We start from the raw sequence: 19,287 nt of genomic DNA on the forward strand, positions 1-19,287 counted from the left end.
AAAATAGGTACAGATTGCTGAAGATTTTTGATCTTCTTGCGCCTTAAAATAAGCGTAATAGTGATAAAACCTTTGCGCCTTTGCGTTTACCCAACAAAAAAGTATATCAATTAAAATATCTTCCACCCTTCGTATTTAACAAATGATAAAAAAACATCCTTCTGAGAGACTTTCTTCAAGTGCGTTGGCTGCATTCCGTTTTTAAGTTTTATCTTTGCAAAAATTATTAAAAATGAGCAAACCGATAACTGAATTCATAGAAAAGTACTACCTGCACTTCAACGCAGCTGCATTGGTGGATGCTTCTAAAGGATATGTTGCACATCTTAAAGATGGCGGAAAAATGATGATTACTCTAGCAGGAGCAATGTCTACTGCTGAATTAGGAAAGATTCTTGCAGAAATGATCCGTCAGGGTAAAGTAGATTTTATCTCTTGTACAGGAGCTAACCTTGAAGAAGATTTAATGAACCTTGTAGCACACTCTCACTATGAAAGAGTTCCTCATTACAGAGACTTGACTGCTCAGGACGAGTGGGATCTTTTAGAGAGAGGTCTAAACAGAGTTACTGATACTTGTATCCCTGAAGAAGAAGCTTTCAGAAGATTACAAAAGCACATCGTGGAAATCTGGAAAGATGCAGAAGCTAAAGGAGAAAGATATTTCCCACATGAATTTATGTACAAAATGATCCTTTCAGGAGTATTAGAGCAGTACTACGAAATTCCTAGAGAAAACTCTTGGATGATTGCTGCTGCAGAAGCAAACTTACCAATCGTAGTTCCGGGATGGGAAGATTCTACAATGGGTAATATCTTCGCTTCTTACTGTATCAAAGGAGAGCTTAAAGCTACTACAATGAAATCAGGAATCGAATACATGACTTACCTTGCAGATTGGTATACTAAAAACTCAAGTGGAAAAGGAGTTGGATTCTTCCAAATCGGTGGAGGTATCGCTGGAGATTTCCCTATCTGTGTAGTACCAATGTTATATCAGGATATGGAAATGCATGACATTCCTTTCTGGTCTTATTTCTGCCAGATCTCTGATTCTACTACCTCTTATGGTTCTTATTCAGGAGCAGTTCCAAATGAGAAAATCACTTGGGGTAAATTGGATATCACTACACCGAAATTTATCGTTGAAAGTGATGCAACAATCTGTGCACCATTAATGTTCTCTTACATTCTTGAGAATGCTTAAGAAATAAACTCTTACGAGATTACAATATGAGCGCTTCCATTTAGGAGCGCTTTTTTATTTTATACTTTAATATTTTTAGATCTCTCGCAGAACTAGCTGATTACGGAGATTTGTTGGAAATCGCAAAGGCGCAAAGATTTTCAGCAAGTAATACATCTATTTTTTGCCACTAATGCATGAATGATATTTTTTAAGCATAAATAAACATATATATACAGCATACAATTTTATCGAAGATAAAATCTTTGCGTCTTAAAACATCATCTATGTAAAAAGAATTTGCGCCTTTGCGATTTTCCAACATTCTAGACGTTTCTACAGAATCTGCGTAATCAGCAAGATCTGCGCGCCAATATTTTCAGTACCATTGGGTTTGTGAAAATCTGTGCCATCTGCGGGAAAATAGAAATCAGCCCAAAGAATTCACCAGCACAAAATAACGATACGACAGAATTCCCTTTTCAATTTTTGTCAGTTTATTTGGATCTTTCTTACTTAGCTTCGGAAGAACCTTTTTATTGATTACATTCAGTAAACGGAAAAATGATTTTTTCATACCTTTATCTTTTAATGAAACATCATTGATACAATAAGAATTCAAAAATGGTGCAAAAACTGAATATCTTAGCATATGGACGAAATTTTTAAACAACAGGTATATGAAGTAACCAAGCTTATTCCAAAGGGAAGAGTTTCTACGTATGGTGCTATAGCAAAAGCGGTAGGTTATCCCAATCATTCCCGTCATGTGGGAAAAGCAATGGGAGGCTGTCCAAAAGATGTTCCTGCACACCGTGTCATTTCCAGCTCAGGAACCTTATCTGTTCCTGAGTTTCAGAAGAAGTTAGAAGCGGAAGGAATTACTGTGGAAAACTTAAGGATAAAAGGTTTTAAAAAACTGTTCTGGGATCCGATGAATGAATTATAATAAATTTATCATCAAAATAAATTAGTGGATTCGTGGCTTAATAATACGTGTTTTTTATAAACGCAAAGTTTCTATTTTTGATGCTGTATAATTAAGAGTGAGCAAAGATGGAATCAATTTTATTGATTTTTACTAAGTTTATGTATAATTACAAATTTCCATCCATGGTGACGTTGCCATTCTTAGCCTCCTAAATAAAACCTAATTACTAGTTCTTTGCAAAAAAGAATCATCATTAGATACATCAAAATAAATTCGTGCATTAGTGGCAAAAAAAATAACGCAAAGTTTCTTTTTATAATGTAGTATTTTGAGAGAGCGAAGATGGAATCAATTTCATTGATTTTTACTAAGCTGATGTATAATTACAATTTCTATCCGTGACGAAGTTGTCATTCTGACACAGGAAGAATCTCATTGATAGTTTAGATTTTTCATTTCACTTCGTTACATTCAGAATGACAGTGTAAAAAAAAATATCACTCATACATTGATATGAGTGATACGAATATTTTCACAGTCTAAAACTGTATTGTTATTTCTTAGCTCTTGTTGAAGGGCTTTGATATCCTTTTAATTCCTCTTTCAGTCTTTCATTTTCCTCTTTTAACAATGCAATATAATTTTGTAGATTTTCAATGATAGCTCCTGGAATATTATCATAATTATTCTGATTAGTGATTGCACCTGCAGAAGTGGATCTGTCATTAAATATAGGATGGTCATTATTAACAACTACTGCAGCTGTTTCGTCTTCATAAATATCTTCAATCGGTACTTCCAAGAAACGGGCAATTTTGTTCCATTCATCCTGAATGATTCTTACATCACCACTTTCTTTTCTGCTATAGTTAGATACATCTGTAGCAATAAAATCAGCTACCTGCTGCTGAGTATAGCCCTTTTGTTTTCTGATAAGACGTAATTTTTCTTTTTGCATAACCGACATTTTATACAAAAATGGCAAAAAAGGACAATGTATACAATAGAAAATTAAAAAAAATGCTCATAAATTTTCACTATTAAGAGACAATAAGCCAGAAAAGTCACAAAAGCTTTATGATTAAACACTTTAGTTCACTTAATGAGTTTAAAATAATATCACATAAAAGTACTATCAGTAGAAAATCGAAGATTTGCAAAACTTATGTGCTCTTTTCAACAGTATACTATTTACTTCATAATCTTAAGTGTTTAAAACCTTTTGTGACTTTTGTGGTTTAAAAATAGATGATAGGGCGTCTTCTATTAATGCTAATGTTGGAAACGCTAAGGCGCAAAGGGTTTTCACAAATATTATGCTTATTTTAAGGCGCAAGAAAATCAAAGGTCTTCAGCAATCTGTACATCTATTTTTTGCTACTAATGCACGAATTTATTTTATATGAATATATTCCTATGCAACTCAAAAATACCAACCACCTAGCATATTAGGTCAATTAACTTTTTTATTCGTGCAGTAGTAGCTAATTATTCAGCGGTATACAATTTTATCGGAGATAAAATCCCTTGCGCCTTAAAGCATCATCTATGTACAATAAATTTGCGTCTTTGCGTTTCCAACATTTAATAAAAAAAGACTGCTTCATTAGAAACAGTCTTCAGAACATTATTTTTCAAGTTGCTTATAACTTCTCTGTATAAAATCTGTCAGGTCTTTACCTTTCAATAAGTTTTGAGATAACTTCGCAAGGTCTAAAGCGTATTTGATTAAGCTTTCTTTTTCCTCAGTATTCTCAGTTTTTAAGATCTGATTAGAAAGATCACTGTTTGAATTTACAACAAGATTATACATCTCCGGGAATCCTCCCATTCCGAACATACCGCCACCACCGGTAGCCTGCATTTCTTTCATTCTTCTCATGAATTCCGGTTGGGTAATTGTAAACGGAGCATCTGAACTATCAAGATCTTCAAGTTGTACAGTGAATTTTGTATCCTGAATAGCCTCTTCTACATTTTTCTTTAAAGATTCCTTTTCAGTGTCAGTTAATTTTGAAATGATAGGCTCATCTTTTTTAATCAGATTATTAATATGATCAGCATCTACTCTTGCAAATGAAATATTTTCCTTTGACGTCTCCAATTTTTGGATCACGTGAGGAATAATAGGAGAATCTAATAAAAGAACTTCATATCCTTTATCCCTGGCAGATTGAATATAGCTGTGTTGTTCGTCAGCATTTGTTGCATATAGAACGACCAGTTTACCATCCTTATCTGTTTGAGAAGGAGTAATTTTTTCTACCAATTCATTCCAAAGGAAGTATTTACCATCTGTTGTAGGATATAATGTGAATTTATCTGCCTTTTCAGCAAATTTTTCTTCTGTAATAATTCCGTATTCAATTACTACTTTGATGTCGTTCCACTTTTGTTCATAATCTTCACGGTTTTCATTGATCAGAGAAGCCATTTTATCCGCCACTTTCTTAGTGATATAAGAAGAGATTTTCTTTACAGCACCATCTGCCTGAAGATAAGAACGGGAAACGTTTAATGGAATATCCGGAGAATCAATTAATCCTCTCAGAAGCATTAGAAAGTCAGGAACAATACCTTTTACTTCATCTGTTACAAATACCTGATTCTGGTACAGCTGGATTTTATCCTTATCAATATTTAAGTTGTTGCTTAATTTAGGGAAGAATAAAACACCGGTAAGATTGAAAGGATAATCAACATTCAGGTGAATGTGGAATAACGGCTCTTCAAACTGCATTGGATAAAGCTCGTGATAGAACTTCATATAATCCTCATTGGTAAGGTCACTTGGTGCGATTGTCCAAGCTGGTGTAGGATTATTGATGATGTTATCTACTTCTTCAGTTTCTGCAACGGCATCTTCCGGAGCATCTTCCGGTAATGGAAGTGTATGTGTTTTTGTTCCGAATTTAATAGGAACAGGCATGAATTTATTATACTTTAATAACAGCTCACGGATCTTTCCTTCTTCCAGAAACTCTACAGAATCTTCTGCAATGTGAAGAATGATTTCAGTTCCTCTGTCTGTTTTATCAGTAGTTTCTTCAAGTGTAAATTCCGGGCTTCCGTCACATATCCATCTTACTGCAGGCTCGTCTTTATAAGATTTGGTAAGAATTTCTACCTTTTCAGCCACCATAAATGCAGAATAGAAACCAAGACCAAAATGTCCAATGATTCCAGAATCTTTCGCTGTGTCTTTATATTTTTCAAGAAACTCCTCAGCTCCTGAAAAAGCAACCTGATTGATATATTTTTCTACTTCTTCACCCGTCATACCAATCCCCTGATCGATGATACGTAAAGTTTTCTGGTCTTTATCGATTTTAACCTCAAGTTTGGGATTTCCATATTCTACTTTTGCTTCCCCAATGCTGGTTAAATGCTTTAGCTTTAAAGTAGCATCAGTTGCGTTGGAGATTAGCTCTCTTAAGAATATTTCGTGGTCACTGTAAAGAAATTTTTTAATAAGTGGAAAAATATTTTCCACAGATACATTAATATTTCCTTTAGTCATAATATTTTAGATTTTTAATTTTCAAATCTTTCTCAAAAAAAATACCACTTGCAGGAATGTGACAGAATGACATTTTTTTGTTTGAGATTGAAGTGAAGTATTGTGGTTTATCAAAGATAATATCATACTTTTAATCCTTTAAAAAATAATAAAAATGAAGTTGAAGTGTACAGTTTTTATTCTGCTCATCATGACCAGTTGGATGTATGGACAGAAAAAGCCTTTAGACCATTCTGTTTATGACAGTTGGCAAAACATCGGCGCAAGAAAAATCTCTAATGACGGAAAATGGATAGCCTATTCTGTAGATGTTCAGGAAGGAAACCCTAATCTTGTTTTATATTCCGTTAAAAATAAAACATCAAAGAATTTTGCAAGAGCAATTAAAATGGATTTTACTGAAGATTCCAGATTTGCTGTTTTTCAGATCCGTCCGGAATATAAAGATATAAAAGCGGTAAAAGATAAAAAGCTTAAAAAGAATAAGCTAACAAAAGACAGTCTTGCAATAGTAGATTTTTCGAATAATAAAACAGAGAAAATTCCTAATGTAAAATCATTTAAAACTCCTGAAAAAGCAGGTTCTTATGTTGCCTATCTTCTAGAAAATATAAAAGATAAATCTTCAGATAGTGCGTCTGATAAAGAAGACGGAGACGAAAACAAGGAAGAAGATAAAAATGCAAAACCATTACAATTAGTCGTTCGAAATCTTCTGGATGGAAAAAGTACTACCTATGATAATGTAGTTCGCTACGAGTTCAGTAAAAACGGGAAACAACTTGTTTTTGTGACTAAAAAGCCTGAAGAAAAGAAGGATAAAAAAGAAGGAAAAGATTCACCAGATGAAAAATCTGAGGAAAAGAAAGACACTGATAAATCAAAGCCAAAGAAATATGCGCTTCAAACTGTACAGGTAGTAGATCTTCAAAAAGGGACTGTCAATAAAATCTCTGAAATGGAAGGTGATTTTTCACAGCTATCTTTTGATGAAGTAGGAGATCAGCTTGCTTTTGTTGGAACTTCTTCTGCACAGAATGATTTAGTAAAGCTGTATGAACTGTATTATTTTAATTTTAAAACGAAGAAAAAAGAAGTTGTAACGAACGAAAATACCCAAATGAAAAAGAATTGGGTCATTTCTGAAAACCGTTTTCCAATATTCAGTAAAAATGGGAAACAGCTTTATTTCGGAGTCGCTCCAAAACCTGTAGCGAAAGATACAGCAATGATTGCAAACGATCATGCTGTGGTAGACATCTGGAATTATAGAGATGATTATCTTCAGACGGTACAGCTACAGAAGTTGAAAAATGATTTGAAAAAATCTTACGCGGCTGTAATGCAAACGGAAAAACCGGATTTCTTTAGAAATATTGATGGCGAAGATTTAGATACATTACGTTTGGCAAATGAAGGAAATGCAGAATTTGCGATTGGTATTACCAGTTTGAACAACCGTATTTCTTCACAGTGGGAAGGTTCTTCAAAGAAAACATATTTCCTGATCGATAATAAGACAGGAGACAGAACGGAAATTATTAAAAACCTTGATGGTGCTGTTGCTATATCTCCGCTTGGAAAATTTGTTGTGATTTTTGACAGAGAAAAAGGACAGTGGTTAAGTTATAATGTTAAAACAAAACAAACATCACCATTGAGTAGCGGTTTGCCTGTTTCTTTTGTGGATGAAGAGTTTGATATGCCGGATTTACCGGGTTCTTATGGAATTGCATCCTGGACAGATAATGATGAATCTGTAATTATCAGAGATCGTTATGATCTTTGGGAATTTTTCTTAAATACTTCAAAAAAGCCAAGAAATATCACGAATGGATTCGGGCGTAAAAATAAAATTACGTTTGATACTTACATGCTTGATAAAGATATTAAAAGTTTAAACCGAAAATCTTCTATCTATTTATCTGCATTTGACAATACAACCAAAGCAAATGGAATCTTCAAAACAGCTATTCAGTCGAATGGAGATCCTGTAAAAATTCAAATGGAAGATGTATGGGGATATCGTACCCTTCAAAAGGCAAAAAATACTGAAGAGTATATTTTAGTAAAAGAATCTTACACGGATTCTCCAAATATTTTTGCAACATCAGATTTTTCAACCCAACAAAAACTGAGTGATACAAATTCACAGCAAAAACTTTACAATTGGGGGACTGATGAACTGGTACACTGGACCACACCGAAAGGAAATACATCCACAGGAGTTTTATATAAGCCGGAAGATTTCGACCCAAACAAAAAATATCCTATGATTGTTTATTTCTATGAGAAACTTTCAGATAACCTGAATCGTTATGTGGCACCTGCTCCAACACCTTCAAGATTGAATATTTCTTATTTTGTGAGTAACGGATATTTAGTTTTTACACCTGATATTTCTTACACAGATGGTTTCCCGGGAGAATCTGCAATGGAGTATATTAATTCCGGAGTTGAGAAACTAAAACAAAACTCATGGGTAGAGGTTACTAAAATCGGAATTCAGGGGCAAAGCTGGGGCGGCTATCAGGTAGCATATCTTATTGCTCATACAAATATGTATGCTGCTGCGTGGAGTGGTGCACCTGTGGTCAACATGACTTCCGCATACGGAGGAATCCGATGGACATCAGGAATGAACAGACAGTTTCAGTATGAAAAATCACAAAGTAGATTAGGAAAGAATTTATGGGAAGCTCCTGAACTTTATATTAAAAACTCACCTCTTTTTACAATTAATCAGGTAGAAACACCGGTAGTTATTATGAGTAATGATAAAGATGGAGCAGTGCCATGGTATCAAGGTATTGAAATGTTTACTGCATTACGCCGTCTTGGAAAACCTGCTTGGCTTCTAAACTATAATGGTGATGATCACAACCTTATAAAACGTCAGAACAGAAAAGATATTCAAATTCGTGAACAACAGTTTTTTGATTATTATCTTAAAGGGGCTAAAGCTCCGCTATGGATGACGAAAGGTGTTCCGGCAGTTCAGAAAGGAAAGGACTGGGGATTTGAATTAACAGACGATAAGCCTAATTAATAAAGTATCGGCGGAGCCTTTGGCTCCGCCGATTTTATTGTATAATATTTCTTTAAAGTATAACTGACACAATGGCATTTTTTTATGATGGGTCTATTGTGAGCTTTTATTATATTTACCGCCAATTTTAATAAGACTATGGGAATCTTTGATTTTTTTAAGAAGAAAGACAACAAACAGGCAAATGTCAATACTCCGGTTCAGCAATATGAAATGCCCGAAGAGAAAGAAGTAGAAACAATAGTTGAGGAAGTGGTAGAGACTATACCCGAAATCCCGACACAATCTACGGAAGAAAAACAAGTGAATGAAGAGTATGAAAAACTTAAGATTTATAACGAGTATATCGTACATTCCATTGCTCTGCAACTAAGAGGTGAGTATACTCCTATTTCCGCTTTTGAAAAAGGAAATGGTGAAGTGGAGGGTTTCTTGTATATGGTGACAGAAGATGCTTATGCGCTTCCTATATATGAGGGAATCAGAAGAATGGAAGAGAAGTTTGAAACTGAACTTAAGGAAGGGAAAATAAAATCGTATGTCATTTTATATCACTCTCAATTTGATCATAATGGGAATCACAATCCGGCAACGAGAGAAGAAGAATTTAAGGCAATTTCATTAGCTTATCACTTCAAAGGTGAAGGTAAGGCACAAACAGGAATTCCATATATTCTTGAAAACGGTAATATCAGCTATAAAGGATTTGCAGAGTTCTCTCATGATGAAAATAACGAGATTATGAATACTCAATTGGTTGATGGTAAAAATTATTTCCAGAATATGGAAGGAATTAAAGCTCCTGAAATGACTAATGAAGCAGGAATTATCATCAGAAAATCGAATGTTCACAACCTTGTCAATACATGGAGCGGAATTTTCGGACATACAAATTTTCAAAATCAAGATTATTCGAATTACCTGCAAGCTATCTTATTACAGTCTACAGTTAATGACCCTTCCATTGAAAATCCGAACAGTAAAACGGATTTCAAAGATGTGAAATTTAAGACCGTTATTACCGAAGAACTTAGTACAATATATCCTGAAGTGAAAACGGATTATACTTTAGATTTTGAAACCAGATCAATCAGAGAATGGGAAAATGCTGGTGATTTAGAAGCAATTGTTGCAGGACCTGCGAGAGAAACTTTTGGAGTTTGGTATTTTGCAACGGATTATGCAGAAAATAAAAATACGTATTTAACACAACCACATTTGAAGATTAATTTAAGTGGAATTGTTTTCATTTTGGATATCCAACAGAATTTTGATTTAGCTGATGGTACAAAAATGAGCGAAGACTTTACGACATACGCACCAAGTAATGATCTTCCCAATTATGCATGTTTTGACTTCATTGGTACAGTAGTAGATTTCAAAGAAACAGAATTGCTTGAGGATGGAAGTCTTAAAGGATATATTCTGAAACTGAAATTAATCACTCACGAAATGGAGGACTTCTTCACGATTGATGCTTTTGTTAATAAAGAAAATATGAGATTTGAAACTTTAACCAAAGGAATGAAAGTTACCGGAGCGTTACAGCTACAAGGAAAGATCGCAGAATAAGATTAAAAAATATAAGATTAAAACGAGATTGTTCATTAGGATAATCTCGTTTTTCGTTTATCAATGAATTGATTCCCACTTTACCAACTTAAAATAAAACATAATTAAAATAATCTTAGGGTGAAAAAATTACTTCATCATCTTAAATATTATTCAGAAAAATCATCCCATGGTGGCAAATAAAAAAAGGCAATCCTAAGACTGCCTTTTCTATATTTATTGAAAAAATTATTTGTTTTTTAATTCTTCCTTGATCTTGTTTTCCAATTCCTCAGAAAGCTCAGGATTGTCTCTTAAAACATCTTTTACAGCATCACGTCCCTGACCAAGTTTAGTCTCTTCGTAGCTGAACCAAGAACCGCTTTTCTTCACAATTCCCATATCAACTGCTGCATCAAGAATTTCTCCTACCTTAGAAACTCCTTCTCCGTACATAATATCAAATTCTGCTTGTTTGAAAGGTGGAGCTACTTTGTTTTTTACAATTTTCACTTTCACACGGCTTCCGATAGCTTCGTCACCTTGTTTGATCGGTGCACTTGCTTTTCTGATATCAATTCTTACAGAAGCGTAGAATTTAAGAGCATTACCTCCGGTAGTTGTTTCAGGGTTTCCGAACATTACACCGATTTTTTCTCTCAACTGGTTAATGAAAATTACCGTACACTTCGTTCTTGAAATAGTAGCCGTAAGTTTTCTTAATGCCTGAGACATTAATCTTGCGTGAAGACCCATTTTAGAATCACCCATTTCTCCTTCAATCTCAGCTTTTGGTGTAAGAGCTGCTACGGAGTCAATGACTACAATATCAATTGCCCCTGAACGGATAAGGTTATCAGCAATCTCTAATGCCTGCTCACCGTTGTCCGGCTGAGAAATGATAAGGTTTTCCAAATCGATTCCTAATTTTGCAGCATATGTTCTGTCGAAAGCGTGCTCAGCATCAATGAATGCCGCAATACCTCCAGCTTTTTGAGCTTCAGCAATAGCATGAAGTGTCAATGTTGTTTTACCAGAAGATTCAGGACCATAAATTTCAATGATTCTCCCTTTTGGATATCCTCCTATACCTAATGCAATATCTAATCCTAAAGATCCGGAAGGAATTACCTCTATTGTATTGTCGATAGACTCATCGCCTAACGTCATTACTGTTCCTTTTCCGTATGTTTTATCTAACTTGTCAAGCACTAAAGCGAGTGCTTTTTTCTTATCATCAATGTTACTCATCTCTATTAAAATAATTTCTCAAAAATACATAATTTAAATATCAAAAACTAATATTATTTATCCCCGAAACTGCTTTTTAGAGTTAAAAAATGATAAAATTTTAAGACTGATGTTATTCAAAACGAAGGAGATGCAGAATGTGGTACATAAATAGATTTAAAATATATTTTTTCTGTCTTATGATTTGTAAATAAAGTCAAATTTAAATTTTCTGACAATTTAAAAGCGCAAGATATTTACATACTATATATGTTTAGAGCATAATAATTTGAACTTTTGATAAAACTATTCTCTATAGAATTTTTGCCACGAATTCACTAATTCTATTATTTAAATATTAGAATATGATATGAAAAAATTCGTGCATTCGTGGCAAAAAAAACAAACGCATTAAATTATTAGAATCCTAGCATCTAAGATTTTCAGTGAAAGTTTGAATTTTTGGTAATGTTCAGATAATCCTTCAAAACCTTCATCTGATCTTTATTTCCTCTTTTTATTCTGGCTTCACGACTTACCAAGCTATCATAAATTTTGTTGAATAGAATCTTAGATTTTGGAAATAAATTTCTGTTGGAAACTTCCGGAATCTGAAGCCTTTTACATACTTCATCATCCAGTAAAAACCAGGTACAGCAGATGTGAAGATACCTCAGATTGGTCCTTTGAAATTTATATTTTAAAATAGGATTTTCCAGTGATTCATCAAGCAATGAATGGGCTAAAAGAACAGAATCTTTATCTGATGGCGGCTGAATAGAAGTCCATAAATAAAAATATTCAGTAGCCTGTTTTTTGTCATCAGGAAGAAGTTGCTCAGGGATTCCCAGCAAATAACCGACATATTTCCATAAATGAAAAATCCCCTTTTCTTCTCCCACAGAAAAAGTATTTCCCAGTTTTTTCAGGCTGTGAAGAAAAACAAGACTGAAACCGATGTAGGTTGCCATCATATCCCAGGAATTAATAGGCTCTCCCCAGTTCTCTACATCCCAGTCTTTATAATGTTTTTTGATGGAAAGTCTTGCATAGGAATGGATAAGACGGGTTTTTATTGCAAATTCATATCCTTTTGCATGAATTTCAAGGGCGTCATAGCGAGTAACATTTACCCAGAAATCCAATGTCTCTGAAAGGCGTTTTACAGCTCCCTTTTTCAGAGCTTCTGTTACGATAAGGGGTTTGTTGAGATAAGCATAATCATATCCTCCGATCAGACAATAATCTCTGAGGGAAATTAATGAGTCCAGGTTGCTTCTCATGCATAATTCAGCTCCGCTTTTTAATAATTTATAATCAAGCCAATCTGGAATATTTTGTGTTTGTGAAAAGAGTTTTTTAACACTTTCCGGAACATTATCATTTTCGGAAACCCCATTTCGGATGTAATGTTCAATTTCTTTGGAAGCTTCATTAAATTTTTTAGTAAAATAGACATCTTTCACTACTTCATCACCGGTTTCATCCACATGATAAAAGAAGGGAGCATACTGTTCAAAGTTTTTGAGGCTTATTTCAGCACCGGAAAATTCAATCAGTTGTTTTCCGTTGCCATTTTCCCAAAAATGTCTGAAATGTGGAGAATCCTTAAATCGGGGTTGTATCATTGTTCATTCCTTAGATATATAAAAGTACAAGTTTCACACCGAAATAGTATTGTGAGATTTATCAGGATTGAAAGACGATTTTTATAAATATCCCCATTCAAAAGCCATTTTAATAAGTTCTGAACAGTTTTTACAATTTGCTTTTCTTAATATATTTTTTCGGTGGGTTCTTACAGTTTCTTCAGAAATATTTAACCTTTCAGAGATTTTTCCGGCAGAATTGCCTTTTGCAATGTAAGTAATAATTTCAACTTCTCTTTTGGTGAATTTTGCGGGAATAGATTCACTTGTTGTATCATCTTTTTTCCATTGCATTTGATGGAAATCCTCTCTGCCATTGATTCCGGAGATTAAAACCGTATAAGAATTCTGGTGCGTGATATGTTCAATATTGGTGTGAATATTAATTGCCTGTAAAACGCTGCCACTTTCATCCCTGAATGTATGTAAGGATTGATGATGGAAAAGCTCGTAATTGCCTTTAAAAGTTTTCATCCGAAAGCAATAACTGAACTTCAATTCTGAAAGTCTGTCGGAAGCATCTATTTCGATCATTTTTGCCATGCACATTCTTTCTGCTTCCATCACAAATTCCAGATCATCAGGATGAATGAGGTCTATGATTTCCTTAAGATGTACCGGATATTTACTCAAACCATGTATTTTCAGAATGTCTTCATGGTGATTGTAAATGGTGCTGTCAGCAAAATTGATAATGTAATGATAAAATTTTCCTGGTGCAAATACCTCTCCGATAATGCGCTCAATGGAGGGTACAGAAAGCATTGTATTATCATTCTGGAGGAGTTCAGGATAGCTGTTCCACACCTTTGTTAAGGGATGAGGCTTTTTAGCCTGAGTAATAAACTTTTTATCCATAGTTAATGTTTTCATAAAATTAATAAAATTATGTTAAAAAAATCACCCTTTTGAGGTATTTCATTTGGTTTCAAAGTATTGTAGCTTTATATGAAACTAACAACCATGGAAGCTCAACTTTTAAACTCTTCGTTTTACAGTTGAAGTCTTCCATTCTTCTTTATACCAATCAAAAAACTTTAACCTGAAAAACAAATAATCATGAAAACAAAAATTTTATTGCTGTTCTTGTTCTGCTGGGTGGCTGCAGTTTATGGACAAAACGAAGAAGAGAAGGAAAAAGCAGTCGTCGAATACATAGTTAAAGAGAATCATAAATCTAAATCTCATAAAAAAAAGATTATTACAAAAACCAATAGAGGGGTGGATTCTACAAGAACAAAAACCTACGAAGTAGAATATGATTTTGTAACAGGAGTGTTTAATCGAAATAGAAATCGTTTGGAGGTAAATTCACCCGTTGTTTTTAAAATTTCTAATATTAATCGTTTTGCATATAAAACTAACATTGTTCTAAGAGACTCTTCCTTAGCAGAGAGCTTTATTGAAGAATTTGTTCTATTAGCTAAGAGTTTTAAAGAAAGTGAAGCTGCAAAAACTGAAAGTCCTAAAAATACAAATACATCAGTTGCAAGTGGAAATAATGATGTAACATTTGGAAAAGATGATATTTCGGGTAAAGTACAAGATAAAGATAAAGACAAGACTCTTAAAGAGGTAAATGAAATCCCTAAACTTCAAAGCTTAATACAACTTAGAAGTAGCAGGATAGATTCTGTGAAGAATAGTGAATTAGAAATTAAAATTTTAGAACAAAATAATGAACTAAAAAAGATTGAATTAGATAAAATAATTAAAGATCAGGATCAAAAAATAGCTAATAAAAAACAGGAAAATGTACTTTTAACTGATTCAGAAGAAAAAGTAAATAATCAGAAAGAAATTGAAGCTCTTGAAATAATAAGACTACGTGCAATAACAGAAAAAGAGGAATTTAATAAGAAGTCGGCAACAATAAAAAAGATCAAGGATGATATAGAACTAATTAAAAAACGAATTTTAGCAGATAATTCTAAAATAAAAGAACTTGAAACTAATAAACAATTTGCCCTTAAGAAATTTGAAACTGACAGCAGGAAATTTATAGAGTCATACGGTGAATTGGAAAGTAGCTATAAGAAAACATTGAAAATAAGGAATTATTATAAGGAAATTATTAATATTTCAGGAAATAGTGAGCTCACATATGAATTTTACTGTAATGAATTTTTTGTGAATCTTAGATCGATGCTTTATGAATTAAAACTTGTACAATTTGATATTTCAGAATATGAAATAAAATCACGAGACCTACAGAAGTATTATGATTATATGAAATACAATCCTGAGCTTTCGGATGTTCTTGATTTTGGAGGGATGACAAAACTGTACTCCTATGTAGAAAAACTTAAAGTTTTAGCAGACCAAATGAATGAAAATGTGAAAGCTAATAATTATGATGACATGGTGAGGCATATTCAACAAGCTGTTCCTTTATTAGAAAAACGGGAAACATATTATGAGGTTTCAATTCCTATACAGCCAATGAGAGATATAGTTGTTTTTGATATTGATATAAAAAAACGGGATAACGCCAAAAATGATTTAGACAGAAGTAAAAAATTTAGATATAAGGAATTTACTTATGGAGGTATTCGTTTTGATTTAGGTTTAGGAATTGCAGGAAGCTGGTTTCCAAATGTAAAAAAATATGAAATGAAACAAGAAACAGATTCAGTTAAAATCTTACAACAAGCGAAACAAACTTATACACCAGCATTTGTAGGTTTGTTTACAGCCAGTTTTCGGAATACTCGCTATACAACTTATGGTTTTAGTGCAGGAATGGGGCTCGCATTTGAGGATGATAAAATACAGTTAAATAGTTTCTATGTAGGTCCAAGTATTATTTTAGGTAAATATGATAGAATTACTGTTACAGCAGGAGTTACCATGAAAAATGTAGAAGTTTTAAGACAGGGGTATAATGTTGAAAGTTCTTACCCAAGTCAAAATAAAGGAGAGGATCTTTTAACTAAAGAATATAGAGCTGGAATGTTTTTATCTTTAACTTATAATCTCACAAAAGGAGTAAGAGATAATGTTAAATATTTAAGTACATTAGTAAAATAACCAAAAACAAAAAACCTTCCCATCGGGAAGGTTTTATATTACTTATAGCTTATCGCTCATTATTTATTATAAAGAAGCAGCGTGTACAAGCATATCAACTAACTTGTTTGAGTAACCCATTTCGTTGTCATACCAAGAAACAAGTTTCACGAAGTTAGGAGAAAGCATGATACCAGCGTCTTTGTCGAAGATAGAAGTTCTCTTATCTCCTACGAAGTCCTGAGATACTACAGCCTCTTCAGTGTATCCTAGGATACCTTTCAATTCACCTTCAGAAGCAGCTTTGATTACTGCACAGATTTCTTCATAAGAAGCAGCTTTTTCAATTCTCACTGTTAAATCTACTACAGAAACGTCAACAGTTGGTACTCTGAAAGACATACCAGTTAATTTTCCGTTTAATGAAGGAATTACTTTTCCTACTGCTTTTGCAGCACCTGTAGAAGAAGGGATGATGTTGTTTAGAGCAGCTCTACCACCTCTCCAGTCTTTCATTGAAGGACCATCAACAGTTTTTTGAGTAGCTGTTGTAGCATGTACAGTGGTCATTAAACCTTCTACGATTCCGAAGTTATCGTGGATTACTTTAGCTAAAGGAGCTAAACAGTTTGTTGTACAAGAAGCGTTTGATAAGATTTTGATATCATCAGTAAGTTCCTTGTGGTTTACTCCCATTACAAACATTGGAGTATCGTCTTTAGAAGGAGCAGAAAGGATTACTTTCTTAGCACCAGCAGTAATATGTTTTGCAGCACTTTCTTTATCTAGGAATAGACCAGTAGATTCTACTACGTAATCTGCACCAATTTCGTCCCACTTTAGGTTACTTGGATCTTTCTCAGCAGTTACTCTGATTTTTTTTCCGTTTACTACAAGATCATTTCCTTCTACAGAAACTTCACCTGGGAAAATACCGTGTACAGAGTCATATTTTAACATGTAAGCCATGTATTCTGCATTGATTAGGTCATTGATTCCTACAACTTCAATGTTGTCTCTTTCAGTCATTGCTCTGAAAACAAGACGTCCAATTCTACCAAAACCGTTGATACCTACTTTGATTGTTGACATAATAGTTTGTTTTTATTAGATTTATAAAAATAATTAGATTGCTAAAATTTCTGAAATCAACATTAAATCCTTATTGATTTCATTATGTTTTTTAATGGCTTCCTCAATTGGGGTATACACCACATCGTTGGAACGCATTCCAGCCATTACATTCGTTTGTCCATCCATTAATCCTACTACTGCACCATACCCAAGTCTGCTGGCAAGTACTCTGTCTGCACAGCTGGGAGATCCTCCTCTTTGCATATGACCCAAAATTGCTACACGAATGTCATAATCAGGGAATATTTTCTTTGTTTTTTCAGCCAGTTCATAAACATTGGCTAGCTTTTCTCCTTCTGCTACGACTACAATACTAGATGCTTTTCCTGTTTTTTCAGCTTTTCTGAATTTCTCAAAAAGATCATCCGTGCTGTCTTTTTTCTCAGGAATTAAAATATCCAAAGCACCTGTTGCTAATCCACTGTTTAAAGCGATAAAACCTGCATCACGACCCATTACTTCCACAAAGAAAACCCTGTTGTGAGATGTTGCCGTATCACGGATTTTATCAATCGCATCCATAGCAGTATTCAACGCAGTATCATATCCGATGGTATTATCCGTTCCGAAAATATCATTATCAATTGTTCCCGGAATACCAATCACGCGGATTCCAAATTCTTCACTGAAGATTTTTGCACCCGTAAAAGTTCCATCTCCACCGATACATACCAGTCCATCGATACCCAGCTTTACGCAGTTATCATAGGCTTTCTGGCGCCCTTCTTTAGTTCTGAATTCGGTAGATCTGGCAGACTTTAGAATCGTTCCACCCTGATTGATTATATTTTTTACGGAACGGGCTCCCATTTTTAGGAAATCATTGCTGATAAGACCATTGTAGCCTTCCCTTACCCCGTAACATTCGATATTATAGTAATTGGCGGTTCTTACTACCGCTCTTAATGCAGCATTCATACCTGGAGAATCTCCTCCCGAAGTAAGAACTGCAATCTTTTTTACAGCACTCTCTTTCATCTAGTAAAAAATTTCGAACACAAATTTACAAAAACAAGTTCAGATTATCGTAGTAACTTTCCAATAGTTTTGAATATAAATAATTAAAAGCTTCTGAAATTTGTTGGTTTGAAAATATACCTCGCAGTTTTGGTTTCCGCAGCATTCACATCAAGATCATACCACGGCGATATATTTTTATTAAAAGGATTGGATAACAGATGAATAGACTGTGCAGGCGTAAAACCTTCTCCCAGTAAGAATAATTTTTTTCCTTCCTTATTTTGAGAAACACCCGCAATAAATACGATATGTCCCGGACTTCCTGGAGTAATTAAAATATCCCCGGTTTTTAAATCGGACGTTTTTAATACCTGTTTTGTTTCTTTATAAAGTGAAATAGTTCCCGCATAATTGAAGATGAGGTCCAGATAATTTCTGAAAGCCTGATAAGAATCATCAAAACCTGCCGTTTTTCTAAAGCTCACAGAATTTCCATTCACAAATGCTCTTGTACCATTTTTGTAATCATTCCAGCTCAGTAAATCACCACTCGTAAAATGAAATTTAATTTCGTCGAATCTTTTTTGCTTGTATAAATATTCAGCTCTCAATCGGATTGCTGCATCCGCACATTGTTGAAGATCTTTATTTCCCGTATCAATATCAAAAACAGCTTCATGAAGGTGTTGTGTGGAAATAGGGCTTCCATCATATCTTAAAATCTGACTTCCATCGGGTTTTAGCTTAAAATTTTCAATAAATTCCTCAAATGAACCCGCTTTTTCACTCTGCCATTCGTAACCTTTGGGAGGAGAAAATCTCTCTTTGATAGTATTTTTATCCTTATTAATCTGTACTGAGCTTACAGGCATTAAATCTTCTGTTTCCTGGGCAGGAATATTTGATGGTTTTTTATCCTGAGTACAACCCAAAATAATCAAGCCCATGATCCCTCCTGAAATAATTTTTTTCATAGTCATTTGATTCGTTTACAAATATGGGATTTTTTGTGAAATATTGGAAAATGGAAACTAAACTTTTATTTTCCACCGTTTTTTGCCACTAATA

General features: G+C 33.9%; 14 protein-coding genes. 5 read left to right on the forward strand and 9 right to left on the reverse strand.

The features are described from left to right. The first annotated feature begins 232 nt into the window (after positions 1-232). Positions 233-1,207, forward strand: a complete 975-nt coding sequence (locus AC5YGG_RS20520; protein WP_496146297.1) for a deoxyhypusine synthase family protein — start codon at positions 233-235, stop codon at positions 1,205-1,207. Positions 1,208-1,616: 409 nt separating this feature from the next. Here the strand turns inward: AC5YGG_RS20520 and AC5YGG_RS20525 are convergent, their stop codons facing one another. Further along, a complete protein-coding gene (locus AC5YGG_RS20525) occupies positions 1,617-1,763 on the reverse strand; it encodes a hypothetical protein (protein WP_496146298.1) in 147 nt (48 codons plus the stop codon). Between the two features lie 75 nt (positions 1,764-1,838). Between AC5YGG_RS20525 and AC5YGG_RS20530 the strand changes: the two genes are divergently transcribed. Further along, a complete protein-coding gene (locus AC5YGG_RS20530; protein ID WP_496146299.1) occupies positions 1,839-2,135 on the forward strand; it encodes an MGMT family protein in 297 nt (98 codons plus the stop codon). A 535-nt stretch (positions 2,136-2,670) separates the two neighbouring features. Here the strand turns inward: AC5YGG_RS20530 and AC5YGG_RS20535 are convergent. Further along, positions 2,671-3,075, reverse strand: coding sequence for a helix-turn-helix transcriptional regulator (locus tag AC5YGG_RS20535; RefSeq protein WP_496146300.1), 405 nt, complete (start codon positions 3,073-3,075; stop codon positions 2,671-2,673). A 669-nt stretch (positions 3,076-3,744) separates the two neighbouring features. Further along, positions 3,745-5,637 carry a molecular chaperone HtpG gene (gene htpG, locus AC5YGG_RS20540; RefSeq protein ID WP_496146301.1) on the reverse strand — a complete coding sequence of 631 codons (1,893 nt, stop codon included), beginning with the start codon at positions 5,635-5,637 and terminating at the stop codon, positions 3,745-3,747. 154 nt (positions 5,638-5,791) lie between these two features. Here htpG and AC5YGG_RS20545 point away from each other — a divergent pair, with 154 nt between their 5' ends. Together AC5YGG_RS20545 and AC5YGG_RS20550 are read left to right on the forward strand one after the other, a co-directional pair. After that, positions 5,792-8,686, forward strand: coding sequence for an alpha/beta hydrolase family protein (locus AC5YGG_RS20545; protein ID WP_496146302.1), 2,895 nt, complete (start codon positions 5,792-5,794; stop codon positions 8,684-8,686). 138 nt (positions 8,687-8,824) lie between these two features. Beyond that, positions 8,825-10,258: a hypothetical protein gene (locus tag AC5YGG_RS20550; protein WP_496146303.1), complete on the forward strand. Its 1,434-nt coding sequence runs from the start codon at positions 8,825-8,827 to the stop codon at positions 10,256-10,258. A 228-nt stretch (positions 10,259-10,486) separates the two neighbouring features. On the opposite strand, the gene recA is transcribed toward AC5YGG_RS20550, so the two are convergent. From recA to AC5YGG_RS20565, 3 genes are all read right to left on the reverse strand, one after another. After that, the gene (gene recA / locus AC5YGG_RS20555; RefSeq protein WP_496146304.1) at positions 10,487-11,488 is read right to left on the reverse strand and encodes a recombinase RecA; all 1,002 of its coding nucleotides are present in this window, start codon (positions 11,486-11,488) and stop codon (positions 10,487-10,489) included. A gap of 422 nt (positions 11,489-11,910) precedes the next feature. Then, on the reverse strand, positions 11,911-13,095 hold the full coding sequence (locus AC5YGG_RS20560) for an oxygenase MpaB family protein (RefSeq protein ID WP_496146305.1): 1,185 nt from the start codon (positions 13,093-13,095) through the stop codon (positions 11,911-11,913). A gap of 81 nt (positions 13,096-13,176) precedes the next feature. Beyond that, the gene (locus AC5YGG_RS20565; RefSeq protein WP_496146306.1) at positions 13,177-13,989 is read right to left on the reverse strand and encodes a response regulator transcription factor; all 813 of its coding nucleotides are present in this window, start codon (positions 13,987-13,989) and stop codon (positions 13,177-13,179) included. Between the two features lie 186 nt (positions 13,990-14,175). Here AC5YGG_RS20565 and AC5YGG_RS20570 point away from each other — a divergent pair, with 186 nt between their 5' ends. Beyond that, positions 14,176-16,146, forward strand: coding sequence for a hypothetical protein (locus tag AC5YGG_RS20570; protein WP_496146307.1), 1,971 nt, complete (start codon positions 14,176-14,178; stop codon positions 16,144-16,146). A gap of 66 nt (positions 16,147-16,212) precedes the next feature. Here AC5YGG_RS20570 and gap read toward each other — a convergent pair whose 3' ends face one another. The 3 genes from gap to AC5YGG_RS20585 all read right to left on the reverse strand — a co-directional run bounded on the left by gap (position 16,213) and on the right by AC5YGG_RS20585 (position 19,193). Then, positions 16,213-17,217 (reverse strand): type I glyceraldehyde-3-phosphate dehydrogenase, encoded by a 1,005-nt coding sequence (gap, locus tag AC5YGG_RS20575; RefSeq protein ID WP_066697221.1) that lies wholly within the window; start codon positions 17,215-17,217, stop codon positions 16,213-16,215. Positions 17,218-17,250: 33 nt separating this feature from the next. After that, the gene (gene pfkA / locus AC5YGG_RS20580) at positions 17,251-18,237 is read right to left on the reverse strand and encodes a 6-phosphofructokinase (RefSeq protein ID WP_496146308.1); all 987 of its coding nucleotides are present in this window, start codon (positions 18,235-18,237) and stop codon (positions 17,251-17,253) included. A gap of 83 nt (positions 18,238-18,320) precedes the next feature. Beyond that, positions 18,321-19,193 carry a DUF4846 domain-containing protein gene (locus tag AC5YGG_RS20585; protein WP_496146309.1) on the reverse strand — a complete coding sequence of 291 codons (873 nt, stop codon included), beginning with the start codon at positions 19,191-19,193 and terminating at the stop codon, positions 18,321-18,323. Positions 19,194-19,287 lie beyond the last annotated feature (94 nt).

This window comes from Chryseobacterium sp. CS2K3 (assembly GCF_059515185.1).